This is a genomic window from Pseudomonas sp. S1_E05 (assembly GCF_056337105.1).
In genome coordinates this window covers 6,076,451-6,093,666 of the sequence record NZ_JBFRHM010000001.1, presented here as the reverse complement: position 1 = coordinate 6,093,666, position 17,216 = coordinate 6,076,451, and the positions used below count along the sequence as shown (strand labels likewise).

The window sequence follows — 17,216 nt, the reverse complement described above, 5'->3', positions numbered from 1 at the left end:
GGACTCCCACAGTGGGGATATAAAGCTAGTGCTTACGAACGCGCGCGAGCCTGGTTACGCAGGGCTTTTACCTGATCGTGATTGCGTTGCACGCCGTGGTATTGACGTTCAACCAAGTCACGAATACCCACCAGGTTGTGCTTATTGATCTTCTCGATCGCTTCGCGGTAAGCCTTCAGCGCGTGGTCTTCGCCGCGCTCGGCTTCGTTCAGCACAGCTTCTTCGTCCTTGCCAGTGAACATCGCTTTCACGTCGACCCAACGACGGTGAAGGTCGCCGCTGACGCTGGTCGAAGTTTCCGGATCGCCACCCATCGAACGCACGGCAGCCTGCAATTCCGCAGCAGCTGTCGCGCAGTCGACGGAGCGCTGGGTGAACAGCGATTTGAGTTCCGGATGCTTGATGTCTTCAGCGCAAGTCTTGAACCCTTCCTGACCATCCTTGCTGGTTTCGATCAGGTCATTGAGTACAGAGATGGCTTCTTTATTCATGTCGGTCATTTTTCAATTCCTCACGGGTTGATGAAAGATGCAATAGACATTGCAGCGGGCATGCCAGCTTTGGATATTGAATTTATTACTTATATTTCAATGACTTACTATTTACCTCAAAATCTGTATCCGTTTTTTTTGCATGATCTGTCATTTGGCCTGCATGCAGAATGCCTGTATTTTCAAGTGGCCCAATCTTGACGACCGACCGATGAACCCTGAAAAGCTCGAACTGTTGATCACCCGCCAAATGCCCTTCGGAAAATACAAGGGCCGCATCATTGCCGACCTGCCTGGTCCTTACCTCAACTGGTTCGCTCGCGAAGGGTTTCCCCATGGCGAATTGGGCGGCTTGCTGGCACTGATGCAGGAAATCGATCACAACGGTTTGTCGGATCTGCTGGAACCGTTGCGCGCCAAACATGGCAAACCCGCCCCTCGCCACTGAGTCGTCCCCATGCCCGATAACACCCGCCGTGCCCGTGATGAATTGTTCTGGCAGACCTTCGCCGATCGCTACGCCGTTGAACCTGGCCCGATCAATCTGGAAAACGGTTACTTCGGACGCCTGTCGCGGACGGTGGTCGAGGAATATCAGCGCAACATCGAACTGATCAACCGCAGCAATTCGATCTATGTGCGCCAGCGTTTCGAAAAGACCGACGGCGCGCGCATTCGTGGCAAGCTCGCCGAACTGATCGACGTACCCGCGCAAAGCGTGGCGTTCACCCGCAACGCTTCGGACGCCCTGCAATCGCTGATCCGCAACTACAACCGCCTGCAACCGGGCGACCAGGTGCTGATCTGTGATCTGGAGTACGACACGGTAAAAGGTGCGATGCGCTGGTTGGCCCGTCATCGCGGCGTCGAAGTGATCGAAATCGAACACGCCCACCCCGCCAGTTTCGACAGCCTGTTGGCGACCTATCGCGATACTTTCGCCCGATATCCCAGGCTCAAATTGATGGCCCTGACCCACGTTACCCATCGCACCGGCCTGGTGATGCCAGTGCAGGCCATTGCCGCTGCTGCCAGGGAGCATGGTATCGACGTGATCCTCGACGGCGCTCATGCGCTGGGGCAGATGGAATTCAACCTGTCGGCGCTGGGCATTGAGTTCGCCGGCTTCAACCTGCACAAATGGATCGGTGCACCGCTGACCCTGGGGTTCATCTACATCGCGCCACAACGCCTGGCAGACATCGACCCGGACATGGGCGAGATGCATTTCCCTGTCACCGACATACTGAGCCGCACCCCCTACAGCACGCCCAACATTCCCGCGCTGCTGACCTTGCCGCTGGTGTTCGAAGAACACCAGGCCGTGGGTGGCGCCGCCGCGAAGGGACCTCGCCTCAATTACCTGCGCGATCTGTGGGTGCGTGAGGTGCGCGAGGTACCGGGCATTGAAGTGCTGACGCCGGATGATCCGCGCTTGTATTGCGCAATCACGGCGATGCGCTTCACCGCGCAGGCGGATCAGCAGGTGATGGCCGAAAGGCTGCTCAACGAATACAACCTGTTTACCGTGGTGCGCACTGGGGCGGCGTGCGGGCCGTGCATTCGGATCACGCCGGGGTTCACCACGACGGGGGAGCACATGAAGCGGTTGGTGGAGGCGCTGAAAGAACTGGCGGGATGACGCCTATCTTGTAGGAGCGAGCATGCTCGCGATGGTCGTCAACGATGACGATGGGCACCTGACGCCCCGCGGCGCTTGCCGTTTTTTTCGCGAGCATGCTCGCTCCTACAGGAGAGCAGTGCTGGTTTTTCTCAAGGCAAAAAAAAGTGCGCCGACCAAGCGCACCGAAAAGCCGTAGAACACACAACGAGGTGTTGGGGTGAATCAGTCCAGCAGCGCCAAGGCCTCGGCGGTGCATTCCTGAATGCGGGCCCAGTCGCCGTTCTTGATCCACTCCGGATCAAGCATCCAGCTACCGCCCACGCACATGACGTTTTTCAACGCCATGTAGCTCTTGATGTTGGCCGGACCCACGCCACCGGTCGGGCAGAATTTCACTTCGCCGAACGGGCCGCCCAATGCCTTGATGGCGGCCACGCCGCCACTGACTTCTGCCGGGAACAGCTTGAAGCGCCGATAACCCAGGCCATAACCTTCCATGATGCCCGAGGCATTGCTGATGCCTGGCAACAGCGGAATGTCGCTGGCCACGCTGGCTTCCAGCAGGTCACGAGTAATCCCCGGGGTCACGATGAATTGCGAACCGGCCGCTTCGGCGGCAGCCAGCATCTGCCTGTCGAGCACGGTGCCGGCACCGGTGATCAGTTCCGGGCGCTGCTCGCGCAGGATCTGGATCGCCTTGAGGCCGAACTGCGAGCGCAGGGTCACTTCCAGGGCTGTCAGGCCACCGGCGGCCAGGGCATCGGCCAGCGGCAGGACATCCTGCTCGCGGGCAATCGTGATCACCGGCAGGATCCGCGCCTTGGCGGCGAGGCTGTCGATCAGGGCAACTTTATCCGCCATGGAAACGGTCGGGGATGGGTTTGTCATAGCGGCTGTTCCTTGGCTCATGGGCACCAGTAAATCTCTAACGTAGGTTGCAGAAACGCGCGAATCGGCAATGCGGCGACATCGTCACCGGCCAGTGCGGTATTCAGGGTGGTCAGTTTGGACTGGCCGGAAATCGACAAAATCTTGTGCCTGGCCGAGGCCAGCAGCGCCCGACTCATGGTCAGGCGTTGATGCGGCACGGTCGGCGCCAGCATCGGATAGCAGCGGCGCGTGCCATCAGCTGCCAGGGCCTCGGCCAGATTCGGGCTGCCCGGAAACAACGACGCGGTATGGCCGTCGTCGCCCATGCCCAGCACCAACACGTCGATCACTGGCAACTCCGACAGCAGGCGATCAGCTTGCTCCGCTGCCTGCTCCAGGTTGGCACTGGCGCTGTACAGGCTGAGGAACTGCGCCTTGGCCGCCGGGCCCTGCAACAAATACTTCTTGAGCAGCCCGGCGTTGCTGTCGGCGTGTTCCACCGGGACCCAGCGCTCGTCGGCCAGGCTGACGACCACGTTGGACCAGTCCAGCGGCTGCTTGACCAAGTGTTGGAAAAACGCAACCGGGCTGCGGCCGCCGGAGACCACCAGCGTTGCAGTGCCCTTGGCCTCGATCGCGTCGCTCAGTTGCTTGGCCACATTCAGCGCCAGGCCTTCGGCCAGCAGCACCGGGCTTTTGAACGCATGGACGCTGACGCCCTGCGGCAATTTCAAATCAGATATCGCCATACCACGACCTCCCGTCCCGCGTGATCAGTGCAATGGAGCTCATCGGCCCCCATGACCCGGCCGCGTACGGCTTGGGCGCATCGCCGGATTTTTTCCAACCGGCGATCAACTGGTCACACCAGATCCACGCAGCTTCGATTTCATCTTTACGGACAAACAGGTTCTGATTGCCGCGCATCACTTCCAGCAACAACCGTTCGTAGGCATCGGGAATCCGAGCGCTGCGCCAGGTGTCGGAAAAATTCAATTGCAGCGGGCCGCTGCGCAGTTGCATGCCCTTGTCCAGGCCTTGGTCCTTGGTCATCACCCGCAGCGAAATACCCTCGTCCGGTTGCAGGCGGATGATCAGCTTGTTGCTGATTTGCAGGCGCTGCTCCGGGGCGAAGATGTAGTGCGACGGTTCCTTGAAGTGGATGACGATCTGCGACAGCTTCTGCGGCATGCGCTTGCCGGTACGCAGGTAGAACGGCACGCCCGCCCAGCGCCAGTTGCGGATATCAGCACGCAGGGCGACGAACGTTTCAGTGTCGCTCTGGGTATTGGAATTAGGCTCTTCGAGGTAGCCCGGCACCGGTTTGCCTTCGCTGTAGCCGGCGATGTACTGGCCACGTACCACTTGGGTGGTCAGGCCTTCCGGGCTGATCGGTGCAAGGGCCTTGAGCACCTTGACCTTCTCGTCGCGGATGCTGTCGGCAGACAGGTCCGCCGGCGGGTCCATGGCGATCAGGCAGAGGAGTTGCAACAGGTGATTCTGGATCATGTCCCGCAGCTGGCCAGCCTTATCGAAGTAACCCCAGCGCCCTTCAATGCCAACCTTCTCGGCCACGGTGATTTCCACGTGGGAGATGTAATTCTGGTTCCACTGGGTTTCGAACAGGCTGTTGGCGAAACGCAGGGCGATCAGGTTCTGGACGGTTTCTTTACCCAGGTAGTGGTCAATGCGGTAGGTGCGGTTCTCCGGGAAGAACTGGGCCACGGCGTCGTTGACCTTGCGCGAGGACTCGAGGTCGGAGCCGATGGGCTTTTCCAGCACCACACGGGTGTTTTCCGCCAGGCCCACTTTCGCCAGGTTCTCGCAGATCGCGCCATACACGGCGGCAGGAGTGGCGAAGTAGGCAATCAGTCGCTGGGTGCTGCCGGCCAACTCGGCCAGGGCCACGTAGTCTTCGGACTTGAGGAAGTCGACGTGCAGGTAACTCAGGCGTGCGAGGAAACGTTCGACCACCGCTTCATCGAGCTCCTTGACACCGACATAGCGGCGCAGTTCGGAAGCAATGAACGCCAGATGCTCTTGCTCACTGCCGGCCTCACGGGCCAGTGCAATGATGCGCGAATCCTCATGCAGCAGGCCGGCGCCGTCGAGCTGATACAGGGCAGGAAACAGCTTGCGCAGGGCCAGGTCGCCCAGGGCGCCGAACAAGGCGAAGGTGCACGGTTCAACCGTAATCGAAGGCATGATGTTTGTTCTTTTATCAAGTTAAGCTACAAATACCTTTTTTCAAGGCATCACTCAAGGGAAAATGTAGTAATAACCACAACATTTTCGCAAAATACAGATTCCGAGTGGTGGTCGATCGGAGCCATCAGTAGGATAGGCCACCGTGACGGGCCTCATCAAAGGCCCATTTTGCATAGCCACGCGCCCATTCGGCGCAGGCGTTAAGGATACTTATATGGACCGCGTGCGAAATTTACTGGAGCAGATCCAGAATCGCCTTGAAGAGCTGAACAAGGCCGAGCGCAAAGTCGCCGAGGTGATCCTGCAGAACCCACAGCAGGCCACCCGGTTCAGCATCGCCGCCCTCGCCCAGGCCGCGTCGGTCAGCGAGCCGACGGTCAATCGTTTCTGCCGCTCGTTCGGTGTCAGCGGCTACCCGGAGCTCAAGCTGCAACTGGCCCAGAGCCTGGCCAGCGGCGCCGCGTATGTCAGCCGCGCCGTGGAAGCCGATGACAATCCGGAAGCCTATACCAAGAAGATTTTCGGCAGCGCCATCGCCTCCCTCGACAGCGCCCTGCAAGCCCTCGACCCGAGCCTGATCAGCCGCGCCGTCGACCTGTTGATCCAGGCCCGGCAGATCCACTTCTTCGGCCTTGGTGCCTCGGCCCCGGTGGCGCTGGATGCACAGCACAAGTTTTTCCGCTTCAACCTGGCTGTCACTGCCCATGCCGACGTGCTCATGCAGCGCATGATTGCTTCGGTGGCGCATACGGGCGAGCTGTTCGTGATCATCTCCTACACTGGCCGCACCCGCGAGTTGGTGGAAGTGGCACGTATCGCCCGGGAAAACGGCGCATCGGTACTGGGGCTGACCGCAGAAAACTCACCGCTGGCCAAGGCCAGTACCTTGAGCCTGAACATTCCGCTGCCGGAAGACACCGACATCTACATGCCGATGACTTCGCGGATCATTCAGTTGACCGTGCTGGATGTGCTGGCGACGGGAATGACCTTGCGTCGGGGCGTGGATTTCCAGCCGCATTTGCGCAAGATCAAGGAAAGCTTGAATGCGAGCCGGTATCCGGTGGGGGATGAGTTCAACTGAGGCCTGGTTTTTCGTTGCCTGATCTGGCCTCATCGCGGGCAAGCCCGCTCCCACAGTGATTGCGTCGTGCACAAAACCTGTGGGAGCGGGCTTGCCCGCGATGAGGCCATAAGCAACACCGCACAACCTGAGCTAAGCCCCCACCCGCGCCTGCAAACTCAAATGCGCCCTCTCCCCCGGCTTCAGGCACAGGCTGTCCGTGCCACCACTGGCCGCTTCCACGCAAACGAATTCAGAGACCTCATCCCAACTCACGCCAAGCAACGGTCGCGAGCCCGGGTGCCAGACCACCGTGTCAGCCGTTTCGCCGGTATCGATGCACAACTCGCGCTGCCAGGCGTGGTCCTTGAGCTGTAATTCACCGTCGTGCTGGAACACCCGCTGACAGCCACCGTCGACCCGTAATTCGCCTTCCTGCTGACAAACCTGACGGTTGAGCTGGTCGTAGCCCTGCGCTCCGTCAAGCCCAGAACAGCGCTACCTCGCCGACGTCACCAATACGCCAATAGGCGTGCAACGCCTGGCTCAACTGGCACGGCAGGCTGTCCTGATGCTCGGTGCTCAGGCGCAAATCCATGCGATCGCCCAGGTGGGCATGCAGGTCCGCTTGCCAGTCGCACAATTGCAGGCGCCAGTGCAGACGTACACCGTCTTCGTCGTCGCTGCTGTCGAGCAGTTTCCAGTCGAGCAGCCGGGCCCAGCCATGAGATGGCCAGGCGTTTTCGCTCGGATGCCGGCCATACCACGGCCAACATACCGGCACGCCCCCACGAATGGCGCCCACGTGCGGCCACCGCGCCGCGCACCACAGCCACGGCTTTTGTCCTCGAGGCTGAAAATGCAGCAATTGCGCGCCTTGCCGGCTGAACACCGCCTGACACAGCGGGTGATCGATCACCAGTACATCGCGCTTCTGATAGCGCTCCCACGCAAACACGGGACGCGCGCGCATGGATTTGAAGAAGCGTTGTAGCGGATGCTCATGCATGGTGTGCCACGGTCCTGAAATTCATCTGTTGTGCGCCACCCTCCAAAAAAAGCGGACAGCCAAGGCTGTCCGCAAAAATGCGCACATAGAGAGGAGCTTATCGCAACCGCGTTAGAACACCGACTGAATTTTCAGACCAGCGACCAGCGCGTTATCCACTTCATCCACACCGCCCGGGTGAGTGATGTATTGCAGGTTGGGGCGTACGGTCAGCCAGTTGGTCACGTGGAAGCCGTAGTTGATCTCGTAGTTGTATTCGGTGTCGCGCAGCGGCGAGAACAGCGGGTCCTGGTAGTCGGCGACACCATTGGCGGCGTTGGTCAGTTCGGCGTTTTTCTTCACGTCATCGTTGACATGAATACGGGCGAAGCCAATACCGACGTCATCCTTGGGACGTGCATCGAACGGCCCCTTGTACACGAACATCAGCGACTGATAGTTGTCGACGACGTTGGTGTCCTTGTCGTGGAAAGTCGCGTTGGCAGCGATGTTCAAACCACGAGAAGCGTCACCGTTGTGGCTGGTGAGTTGCTGTTGCGCCACGAACCAGTAGCCGGATTTGCTGCTATGGCTGCGGTAGGCATTGCCGCTGGTGGCCGCATCGGCACCGTTCTCGTCTTCACGAACATCATCGGCTTTGGCCGTGCTTTTGTAGTAGCCCACACGGTATTCGCCCGGCAGGTTGCCGGGGTTAGGCAACCAGACCAGTTCGACCGGCAGCACGGTCCCCTTGGTACCGCTGCCACTGAGCTTGAAGCCGTTGCCGTGCTCCAGCTGCGACGGGTTCTGGTTGTACGCACCGATCTGTGCATACCACTCCGGCGAGAAGTTGTATTTCACACGAATCGCCGCCTGGCTTACCGGCCAGTTGTACCAGATGTTGGTCGCCCAGTTACCCACCTGGGAGCCGCAGAACGCCAGGTTCTGGAATTCGCACGGGAAGGTGTTGAAGTCTTCGCCTTCACCGAAGTAACCGGCCTTGACGTCCAGTTTGCCGTCGAAGAACTGGTGCTTGATCCACAACTGGGTCAGACGAACCATGTGGCCACGACCGTAGACTTCCTGTGAGGAACTCAAGGTGCCGGCACGCGGGTCGCCGACACGGTCGTTGGAGATGTTCTGGCCATTACGGTTGGTCAGTTGAATTTTGGCCTGGGTGTTATCCCAGCCCAGCAGTTTTTGCAGGTCCAATGCCGCGCCCAAACCGAACTGATCGGAATAACGCGCGGTCTTGTCGTTGTTGTAGCCGCCGTGCAGGTTGCCACCCACCTCGCCGACGTAGTCCATTTTGATGTCGATACCCTGCTCGATCAGTCGGGTTCGCTCACCACCCCAGTCACCGGTCATCCATTCAGAATCAGCGGCGAATGCATCGGCCGCCTGAACACTGCCGGCCAGCATCATTGCCGCAACCGCCGATAACTGGCAGATCAGCTGGGCGTTTTTGTTCTTCTTCATCCCTACATTCCTCGTTTTATTGTTATTAACTTTGTTTAACGCGGTTACAACGGTTGCTCCCTGTAGGAGCGAGCATGTCGAATCGTCGAACCGTCGCGATGGTCGTCAACGATGACGCTGGCAGCCTGGTACCCCGCGGAGCCATGACCTCCATCGCGACGGTTCGACATGCTCGCTCCTACAGATCTGTCATTCAGCGGCCCTTGAATTGCGCAACGTTTGGAGCGTGACTCTCGGCCTTAGGCACCCCCGCCACCCCCAATCGCTCGCCGCTCTTGGCATCGAACAGCAGCACTTTCGACGGATCGAATTGCAGGGTCAGGGTCTCACCCACCTGCGGCGCCACGTCCGGCGCCAACCGGCAGCAGACCTTGGTGTCATTGAGATTGACGAACACCAGGGTGTCCGGGCCGGTGGGTTCGGTGACCTGCACTTCGGTACGAATGGTCGGCAAACCATTGCTGTCGCCGGCGGCCAGGACGATCTGCTCAGGACGGATGCCGAGGATCACTTCGCGATCTTCGAGGCCGGCGTCCTGCATGCCCAACGGCAACTCGCATCGCGCCTGACCGCTGTCGAGCAGCGCCAGCAGGCGACCGTCCTTGCGCTGCAAGCGCAGGGGAATGAAGTTCATCGGCGGCGAACCGATGAAGCTCGCCACGAACAGGTTGGCCGGGTTGTTGTAGATGTCCTTCGGCGTACCGAACTGCTGGATGATGCCGTCCTTCATCACCGCCACTTTGTCGCCCAGGGTCATCGCTTCGATCTGGTCGTGGGTCACGTAGACGGTGGTGGTCTTCAGGCGCTGGTGCATCAATTTCATTTCGGTGCGCATCTCGACCCGCAGCTTGGCGTCGAGGTTGGACAGCGGCTCGTCGAACAGGTAGATCTTCGGCCGCCGCGCCAATGCGCGGCCCATCGCTACGCGCTGTTGCTGGCCACCGGAGAGCTGGCCGGGCTTGCGGCTGAGCAGGTGTTCGATCTGCAACAGCTTGGCGACGCGGGCGACTTCTTCGTCGATCTCGGCGGTCGGCATTTTGCGAATCTTCAAGCCAAACGCGATGTTGTCGCGCACGCTCATGGTCGGGTACAGCGCGTAGGACTGGAACACCATGGCGATGTCACGATCCTTTGGGCTCATGCCGCTGATGTCGGCATCGTCCACCAGAATGGCGCCGCCGCTGATGGTTTCCAGGCCGGCGATGCAGTTCATCAGCGTGGATTTGCCGCAACCCGACGGGCCGACCAGAATCAGGAACTCCCCGTCATTGATCTTCAATTCAATGTTTTTCAGGGTGTCCGGCAAACCGGCGCCGTAGGTCTTGTTGACGTTGCGTAATTCGAGAGTTGCCATGTTTCTACCCCTTGACCGCGCCGGACGTCAGCCCACGCAGGAAATACTTGCCAGCGAATATGTAGACCAGCAGTGTCGGCAGCCCGGCGATCATCGCGGCCGCCATATCAACGTTGTATTCCTTGGCCCCGGTGCTGGTGTTGACCAGGTTGTTGAGGGCCACGGTGATTGGCTGGGCATCGCCACTGGCGAACACCACGCCGAACAGGAAGTCGTTCCAGATCTGGGTGAACTGCCAGATCAGGCAGACCATCACGATCGGGATCGACATCGGCAGCAGGATCTTCCAGAAGATGGTGAAAAAGCCTGCGCCATCCAGGCGCGCCGCCTTGACCAGCGCATCCGGGACACTCACGTAGTAGTTGCGGAAGAACAACGTGGTGAACGCCAGGCCGTAGACCACGTGCACCAGCACCAGGCCGGTGGTTGTGTTGGCCAGGCCGAATTTGCCCAGGGTGAACGAGGCCGGCAGCAGCACAGTCTGGAACGGCAGGAAGCAGCCGAACAGCAGCAGGCCGAAGAACAATTGCGAGCCACGAAATCGCCACATCGACAGCACATAGCCGTTCATGGCGCCAATGAACGTGGAGATCAGCACTGCCGGCACGGTGATCTTCACCGAGTTCCAGAAGTAACCGCCCACCACGTCCCAGGCCTTGATCCAGCCGATGCCGTCGATCACCGCCGGCCAACTGAGCAGGTTGCCGGTGCGGATGTCTTCCGGGGTTTTGAAGCTGGTCAGCAGCATCACCACCAGCGGTACCAGGTACACCGCTGCGGCCAGCAACAAGGTCGCGTAAATGGCGATCCGGCTGAAGCCCAGCTTCGGTTTTCCGAGTTGATCAGTCATGGCGTTTGCCTCGTAGCTCGGAATACAGGTACGGCACGAGGATGGTCAGCACGGCACCGAGCATGAGCATGGCGCTGGCAGAACCGATGCCCATCTGGCCACGGCTGAAGGTGAAGGAATACATGAACATCGCCGGCAGGTCGGACGAGTAGCCCGGACCGCCTGCGGTCATCGCCGCCACCAGGTCGAAGCTCTTGATCGCGATGTGGGCGAGAATCATGAAGGCACTGAAGAACACTGGGCGCAGGCTCGGCAGAACGATCTTGAGATAGATGGTCGGCAGGCTCGCCCCATCGACTTGCGCGGCACGGATGATCGATTGATCGACACCGCGCAGACCGGCGAGGAACATCGCCATGACAAACCCGGAGGCCTGCCACACGGCGGCAATCACCAGGCAATAGACCACGCGATCCTGATCCACCAGCCAGTCCAGGCGAAAGCCTTCCCAGCCCCAGTCACGCAGCATCTTGTCCAGGCCAAGCCCCGGGTTGAGCAGCCATTTCCAGGCCGTGCCGGTGACGATCATCGACAGCGCCATGGGGTACAAGTAGATGGTGCGGATGAAGCCTTCCTTGCGAATACGCTGATCCAGCAGCACGGCGAGGAACACGCCAAGGATCAGGCTGATGCCGATGAACATGCCACCGAAGACAGCGAGGTTCTTGCTCGCGACCCACCAGCGGTCGTTGTCCATCAGGCGCATGTATTGCTGCAGGCCGACCCACTTGTAGCTCGGCATGAAGCTGGAATTGGTAAAGGACAGAATGAACGTCCAGATGATGTAACCGTAGAAACCAACCAACACGATGAGCATGCTCGGCGCCAGTACCAACTTGGGTAACCAGCGTTGCAGCGCATCGAACGGTGAGGCTTTGCTGAAAACCGCCACAGAGCTCATCGGGATAATCCAGGTGAAAAGAAAAGATACCGGCACGACTCCTGTAGGAGCTGGCTTGCCAGCGATGGCATCAACCGGGTCTATCAACAGACCGAGTCGCCTGCATCGCGGGCAAGCCCGCTCCTACACACGAGCCCCTCCCGTCAGGAAAGGGGTGTGTCGGGAATTACTGCGCCGCTTTGACCGCCGACGCCAATTGCGCGCTGGCCTTGGCCGGGTCGGCGTCCTTGTCGTTCATGAAGTTCGTGACCACGTCGAAGATCGCGCCTTGCACGGCCAGGGAGGTGGCCATGTTGTGCGCCATGCTCGGCTGCAGGCCGCCGGTCTTGTCATCCGCCAGGAAGTCCTTGGCAGCGGTTTGTGCGCAGGAGTCGAAGCCCAGTTTGTCCATGTCATTGAGCATGTCGGTACGAACCGGGATCGAACCTTTGTTGATGCTGAAGACTTTCTGGAAGTCAGTACCCAGCGCAACCTTCGCCAGGTCCTGCTGCGCGGCAATGTCACCCTTGCGGTCAGCCTTGAGCTTGAACACGGCCAGCGAGTCGATGTTGTAGGTGAAGGATTTATCGGTGCCCGGGAACGCTACGCACTGGTAGTCCTTGCCGGCGACTTTCTTGGCGGCAGTCCACTCGCTCTTGGCCCAGTCACCCATCATCTGCATGCCGGCCTTGCCATTGATGACGTCGGCGGCAGCGATGTTCCAGTCACGACCGGCACGGTTCGGGTCCATGTAGGTGGTGATCTTTTTCAGCTCGGTGAACGCCTTGGTCATGTCGGCGCTGGCGAGGGTTTTCTGGTCGAGGTCCACCAGGGCTTTTTTGTAACCGTCGGCGCCCATGACCGAGAGCACCACGTCTTCGAACACGGTGCTGTCTTGCCATGGCTGGCCACCGTGGGCGAGCGCGATGAAACCGGCGGCCTTGAGTTTGTCACCGGCGGCGTAGAATTCTTCGAGGGTGGTCGGGGCTTTGTCGATCCCGGCTTTCTTGAAGACTTCGGGGTTGATCCACAGCCAGTTGACGCGATGGATGTTCACCGGCACGGCCACGTAATCGCCTTCGTACTTGACGGTGTCGGAGACCTTCTTCGACAGCAGGCCATCCCAGTTTTCCGCCTTGGCGACGTCTTTCAGGGTGTCGGTGGCCAGCAGACCGGTGCTGCCCCATTCCTGGATGTCCGGGCCTTTGATCTGGGCGACGCCCGGCGGGTTACCGGCCACGGCGCGGCTTTTCAGAACGGTCATGGCCGTAGAACCGCCACCACCGGCGACAGCGCCGTCCTTCCAGGTGAAACCGTCTTTTTCGACTTGGGCCTTGAGCACATCCACCGCTGCCTTTTCACCGCCGGACGTCCACCAGTGAACGACTTCCACAGAACCTTTGGAAGCGTCGGCAAGTGCACTTAACGGGAACAGGGAGGCGATAGAAATGACAGTAGCGAGGCGAGAAATCGCATTCATCTAGAAGTACCTTTCTTGTTGTTATGCATTGCAAGTCTGGTGCTTGCGCTGCATGGGATTTTAAACAGGGGCAAACCCTTCGCAGGTAACGAAGGGACGCGTGAATGTCACCGTATGGTTACATGGAAATGCTCTGGGACAACCCTGTCAGAGCAGTCGCCATGCTCGGCGCCAGAGGCAGACGCGGGATCAGCACGGCTTGCCAGGCGTGGTAGAGATCAGGTTTGCCGCCCCAGATATCGGCACTCGGGCGGTTCAGCGGATCGAGTTCGTGGTGCCAGCTGCCATCACAACGATCAATGAAATGCTGCTCACAAAATTCCCAGAACCGGCGGTACCACGTCTCGTATTGCCCCTCGCCCGTGCGTTTAAGCAGCGCGCTGGCGGCGGCACTTGCTTCGCAATGGGTCCAGTGCAGGCGATGGCGAACCACCGCGCGATTGTCCCAGTCGAGCGTGTAGACGATCCCCGGCAGGCCATCGACGTCCCAGCCGTGCTGGCAGTTTTTTCGAAAAGTTTTTGCGCGTCGGTCAACAGCCAGCCCGGCGTCAGCATGCCGGCCTGCACCCGGGCCGCTTCCAGGTGCAGCACCAACCGCGCCCATTCAAAACCGTGTCCGGGCGTGGTGCCATAAGGTCGAAAACCATCGGCGGGATTGTCGTGGTTGTAGTCGCGCAACGGCTGCCAGTCACGATCGAAATGTTCGATCACCCGATAATCGTTGGCCGCAGCATGACCATGAATCAGCCGCTCGACGATGCGTTGCGCGCGGTTCAACCAGCGGTTGTCGCCGGTGACATCGGCCAGGGCGAGGAAGGCTTCGGTGGCGTGCATGTTGCTGTTCGCACCGCGATACGCTTCCTCCTTCTGCCAGTCGCGACTGAAGGATTCGCGCATGGCACCCTCCCCTTCGCTCCAGAAATGGCGGTCGATGACGGCGATCGCGTCGTCGAGCAAAGCCTGGGCGCCAGGGCGTTGTGCGACCACGGCCGAACTGGCGGCCAGCGCCACAAAAGCATGCAGGTAAGCGGCCTTGCCGGTGTTGCCATCCATGTGATGGGTACTGGCGAACCAGCCACCGTGCTCGGCGTCTTTCAGCGGACCGCACAGGGCCTGCACACCGTGGTCCACCAGCTCGGCAAATCCTGGCAGCCCCTGGATGTGTGCCATGGCGAAGCTGTGGGTCATGCGCGCGGTGTTCATGGTTTCAGCGTGGGCGTCGGCTGGCAACTGGCCTTTTTCATCCAGGTTGCCGAAACCGTCGGGAAGCTTTGATGCCTTGGCGAAGGCCAGCAGGCGCAGCCCCTCGGCGGCGAGCCATTGCTGGTGGGCCGGGGCGTTCTGCCAACTGCTGGAGACGGGTTGGAAGGTGTCCATGAAGCGGCCTTTTTTGTTGTTTTGATTGCGGGCAGTCTAAACAACGGGCGCGGACGGGCTTGTAACGAAGGAGGCGGGGAATGTCACTGTTCTGTGACATTGGCTATTGAAGGATGTATTGAATGGGCTGACGTCTTCGCGAGCAAGCCCGCTCCCACATTAGATCGCATTCCCCTGAACAACTCGGTCAACTGTGGGAGCAGGCTTGCTCCGGGCGACGATCCGACGATGAACGATCACGCGGTCTATCTAGTCAGCACTGCGGGGCAACTGCAACGTCACCCGTAACCCACCCTCACGCAAATTCTGCAAACTGACCTCACCGCCATGGCTATGGGCAATGTTGCGGGCGATGCCCAGCCCCAATCCATAACCCTGTTGCTGCCCGGCCAAGCGGAAGTGCGGCTCGAAAACTTGCTCCAGCCGCTGCTCAGGCACACCCGGCCCTTCGTCATCGACGTGCAGCACAAAGGCGTTCTCGTCGTCGTCGATCTGCAGGTGCGCGTTCTGGCCGTACTTCAAGGCGTTGTCGATCAAGTTACCGATGCAGCGCTTGAGCGCCAGCGGTTTACCGGGATATGCCGCCAAGGCCCGGCCATCCTGGGTGACGCGCCCGTTACCCTGCGGCGCGAGGTAAGGCTCTACCAGGCAGTCGAGCACATGGTTGAGATCGACCGGCTCGATGTTTTCGTGGATGTCGGTGTCTTTCACGCATTGCAGCGCGCCTTTGACCAGCAGCTCCAGTTCATCGAGGTCGCGGCCGAACTTGGCTTGCAGCTTCTCGTCTTCGAGCAGTTCCACACGCAGGCGCAAGCGCGTGATCGGCGTGCGCAGGTCGTGGGAAATCGCGCTGAACAACTGGGCGCGTTCGGTCAGGTAACGGCTGATTCGTTCGCGCATGGCATTGAACGCACGCCCCACTTCCACCACTTCGCTGCCGCCGCCCTGCGCCACCGGCTCGACGTCCGCCCCCAGCGACATTTCCCTGGCCGCCCGCGCCAGGCGTTTGAGCGGCCTGCTTTGCCAGTGCACCAGCAGGCCGATGAACAGCAGCAGGAAACCACTGGTGAGGAGGATGAACCACACCTGCTGCGCCGGCAGGCCCTGTTCTTCCAGGCTGGTGTAAGGCTCGGGTAACAGCGAGGCGATGTACAGCCATTCACCCGGCGCCATCTGGATCTGCGTCACCAGCACGGGGGGGTTCACCGGCTCCAGGGTCAGCGCGTAATGCGCCCAGGAGCGGGGCAGTTCGTCGAGCTTGAGGCCGCCGTTGAAAATCCGCAGGTCCTGAGGGCTGACGAACGACACCGAGATGTCCGTGTCTTGACCGAGGGATTGGCGCAACACCTCGTCCACGGCTTTCATCACCGCCAGCTTGCGCGGGGTGGTTGGCAACACTTCCATGCCCAGGGGTTTGTCATTGAGCGTCACGACAAATCGCGTACCGCCCATGCTGCGCAACTGGTCGAGCACCAGGGGACGATACGCCACCGGTAGCGAGCGCAGGTAACTGACACTGGCGGTCATCGAATGCGCCAGGCTGCGGGCACTGGTGACCAGGCCTTCAAGCTGCGTGGCCCGCAACTGCGAGACCCAGATCACGCTCGACAACGCCTGGGCGAACAACACCGCCAGCAATGTCAGCAGCAGCATGCGCCCAAGCAGTGAGCGCGGCACCGGCACCCGGCTGGCGAGCCTGCGAAAAAACTCAGTGGCCATTGCTGGCAACCACATTGGCCGCCAACTGGTAGCCGCTGCCGCGCACGGTGCGGATCAGTCGAGGCGGCTTTTCGGTATCTCGCAGGCGCTGGCGCAAACGGCTGACCGCCATGTCGACGATGCGATCCAGCGGCATCAGGTCGCGGCCACGGGTGGCGTTGCCGATGGTGTCGCGATCGAGGATTTCCTGGGGGTGATCGAGGAACAGTTTCAGCAAGGCGAAATCGGCACCGGAAAGGATCACTTCCTCGCCATCGGTGTGGAACAGTCGATGGCTGACCATGTCCAGCCGCCAGTCATCAAAGGCCAGTACTTCGCCGCCGGAACGCTCCTGGCCGAACTGCGCGCGACGCAGCAACGCCTTGATGCGCGCCTGCAACTCGCGAGGGCTGAAGGGTTTTCCCAGGTAGTCATCGGCACCCAGTTCCAGGCCAATGACCCGGTCGGCCTCGTCGGAACTGGCGGTGAGCATGATGATGGGCACCTGAGCCTGACGTGGGTGCTGGCGAATCCAGCGACACAGGCTGAAGCCGTCCTCGTCAGGCAGCATCACATCGAGGATCACCAGATCACTCGGCGCGTCGTTCAGGGCCTGGCGAAAACCGGCACCGTCGGGCGTGGTCCGCACCTGGAAACCCGCGCGGGTCAGGTAGGTGTCCAGCAACTCGCGTATCTCTTGGTCGTCATCGACCAACAATATCGACCGGGCTGAGCTCACGGGGCGGCGTCCTTGTTGTTTGAATTGGGGCGGATTATGCCTTAAGCGCTGACCTTGCAAACACTGCACAACACATGACCACACAACACGACTCCACCCTGTAGGAGCGAGCTTG

General features: G+C 60.3%; 14 protein-coding genes and 2 pseudogenes. 3 read left to right on the top strand and 13 right to left on the bottom strand.

The window, feature by feature from the left end:
- Window positions 1–32: 32 nt before the first annotated feature.
- Window positions 33–500, bottom strand: a complete 468-nt coding sequence (locus tag AB4N33_RS28180; protein WP_460121612.1) for a ferritin-like domain-containing protein — start codon at window positions 498–500, stop codon at window positions 33–35.
- Window positions 501–702: 202 nt separating this feature from the next.
- Between AB4N33_RS28180 and AB4N33_RS28175 the strand changes: the two genes are divergently transcribed.
- Both AB4N33_RS28175 and AB4N33_RS28170 read left to right on the top strand, forming a co-directional pair.
- Entirely contained in the window at window positions 703–939 is a 237-nt protein-coding gene (locus AB4N33_RS28175; RefSeq protein WP_060539690.1) for a DUF3820 family protein, read from the top strand.
- A 9-nt stretch (window positions 940–948) separates the two neighbouring features.
- The gene (locus AB4N33_RS28170) at window positions 949–2,133 is read left to right on the top strand and encodes an aminotransferase class V-fold PLP-dependent enzyme (RefSeq protein WP_476458692.1); all 1,185 of its coding nucleotides are present in this window, start codon (window positions 949–951) and stop codon (window positions 2,131–2,133) included.
- 204 nt (window positions 2,134–2,337) lie between these two features.
- On the opposite strand, the gene AB4N33_RS28165 is transcribed toward AB4N33_RS28170, so the two are convergent.
- From AB4N33_RS28165 to zwf, 3 genes are read right to left on the bottom strand one after another with little or no spacing between them, the layout of a single operon-like run.
- Window positions 2,338–3,003, bottom strand: coding sequence for a bifunctional 4-hydroxy-2-oxoglutarate aldolase/2-dehydro-3-deoxy-phosphogluconate aldolase (locus AB4N33_RS28165; RefSeq protein WP_460121607.1), 666 nt, complete (start codon window positions 3,001–3,003; stop codon window positions 2,338–2,340).
- A gap of 17 nt (window positions 3,004–3,020) precedes the next feature.
- Window positions 3,021–3,734: a 6-phosphogluconolactonase gene (pgl, locus tag AB4N33_RS28160; protein ID WP_476458691.1), complete on the bottom strand. Its 714-nt coding sequence runs from the start codon at window positions 3,732–3,734 to the stop codon at window positions 3,021–3,023.
- A complete protein-coding gene (zwf, locus tag AB4N33_RS28155; protein WP_476458690.1) occupies window positions 3,721–5,190 on the bottom strand; it encodes a glucose-6-phosphate dehydrogenase in 1,470 nt (489 codons plus the stop codon). The genes pgl and zwf overlap by 14 nt, the downstream gene beginning before the upstream one ends.
- 226 nt (window positions 5,191–5,416) lie before the next feature.
- Here zwf and AB4N33_RS28150 point away from each other — a divergent pair, with 226 nt between their 5' ends.
- A complete protein-coding gene (locus AB4N33_RS28150) occupies window positions 5,417–6,277 on the top strand; it encodes a MurR/RpiR family transcriptional regulator (RefSeq protein WP_368557677.1) in 861 nt (286 codons plus the stop codon).
- 132 nt (window positions 6,278–6,409) lie between these two features.
- Here the strand turns inward: AB4N33_RS28150 and AB4N33_RS28145 are convergent.
- From AB4N33_RS28145 to AB4N33_RS28105, 9 genes and pseudogenes are all read right to left on the bottom strand, one after another.
- Window positions 6,410–7,265, bottom strand: a pseudogene (locus tag AB4N33_RS28145) (D-hexose-6-phosphate mutarotase).
- Window positions 7,266–7,376: 111 nt separating this feature from the next.
- Window positions 7,377–8,723, bottom strand: a complete 1,347-nt coding sequence (locus AB4N33_RS28140) for a carbohydrate porin (protein ID WP_460121599.1) — start codon at window positions 8,721–8,723, stop codon at window positions 7,377–7,379.
- Window positions 8,724–8,916: 193 nt separating this feature from the next.
- Window positions 8,917–10,077 (bottom strand): ABC transporter ATP-binding protein, encoded by a 1,161-nt coding sequence (locus tag AB4N33_RS28135; protein WP_460121597.1) that lies wholly within the window; start codon window positions 10,075–10,077, stop codon window positions 8,917–8,919.
- 4 nt (window positions 10,078–10,081) lie between these two features.
- Window positions 10,082–10,927, bottom strand: coding sequence for a carbohydrate ABC transporter permease (locus AB4N33_RS28130; protein ID WP_368554866.1), 846 nt, complete (start codon window positions 10,925–10,927; stop codon window positions 10,082–10,084).
- Window positions 10,920–11,828 (bottom strand): carbohydrate ABC transporter permease, encoded by a 909-nt coding sequence (locus tag AB4N33_RS28125; RefSeq protein WP_460121595.1) that lies wholly within the window; start codon window positions 11,826–11,828, stop codon window positions 10,920–10,922. The genes AB4N33_RS28130 and AB4N33_RS28125 overlap by 8 nt, the downstream gene beginning before the upstream one ends.
- A 166-nt stretch (window positions 11,829–11,994) precedes the next feature.
- Window positions 11,995–13,287, bottom strand: a complete 1,293-nt coding sequence (locus AB4N33_RS28120) for an ABC transporter substrate-binding protein (protein ID WP_460121593.1) — start codon at window positions 13,285–13,287, stop codon at window positions 11,995–11,997.
- Window positions 13,288–13,405: 118 nt separating this feature from the next.
- Window positions 13,406–14,664, bottom strand: a pseudogene (locus AB4N33_RS28115) (D-mannose isomerase).
- 249 nt (window positions 14,665–14,913) lie between these two features.
- Window positions 14,914–16,383, bottom strand: a complete 1,470-nt coding sequence (locus tag AB4N33_RS28110; RefSeq protein WP_460121589.1) for an ATP-binding protein — start codon at window positions 16,381–16,383, stop codon at window positions 14,914–14,916.
- Complete coding sequence (locus tag AB4N33_RS28105; RefSeq protein ID WP_368554872.1) at window positions 16,373–17,101, bottom strand: response regulator; 729 nt, start codon at window positions 17,099–17,101, stop codon at window positions 16,373–16,375. The genes AB4N33_RS28110 and AB4N33_RS28105 overlap by 11 nt, the downstream gene beginning before the upstream one ends.
- Window positions 17,102–17,216: the final 115 nt, after the last annotated feature.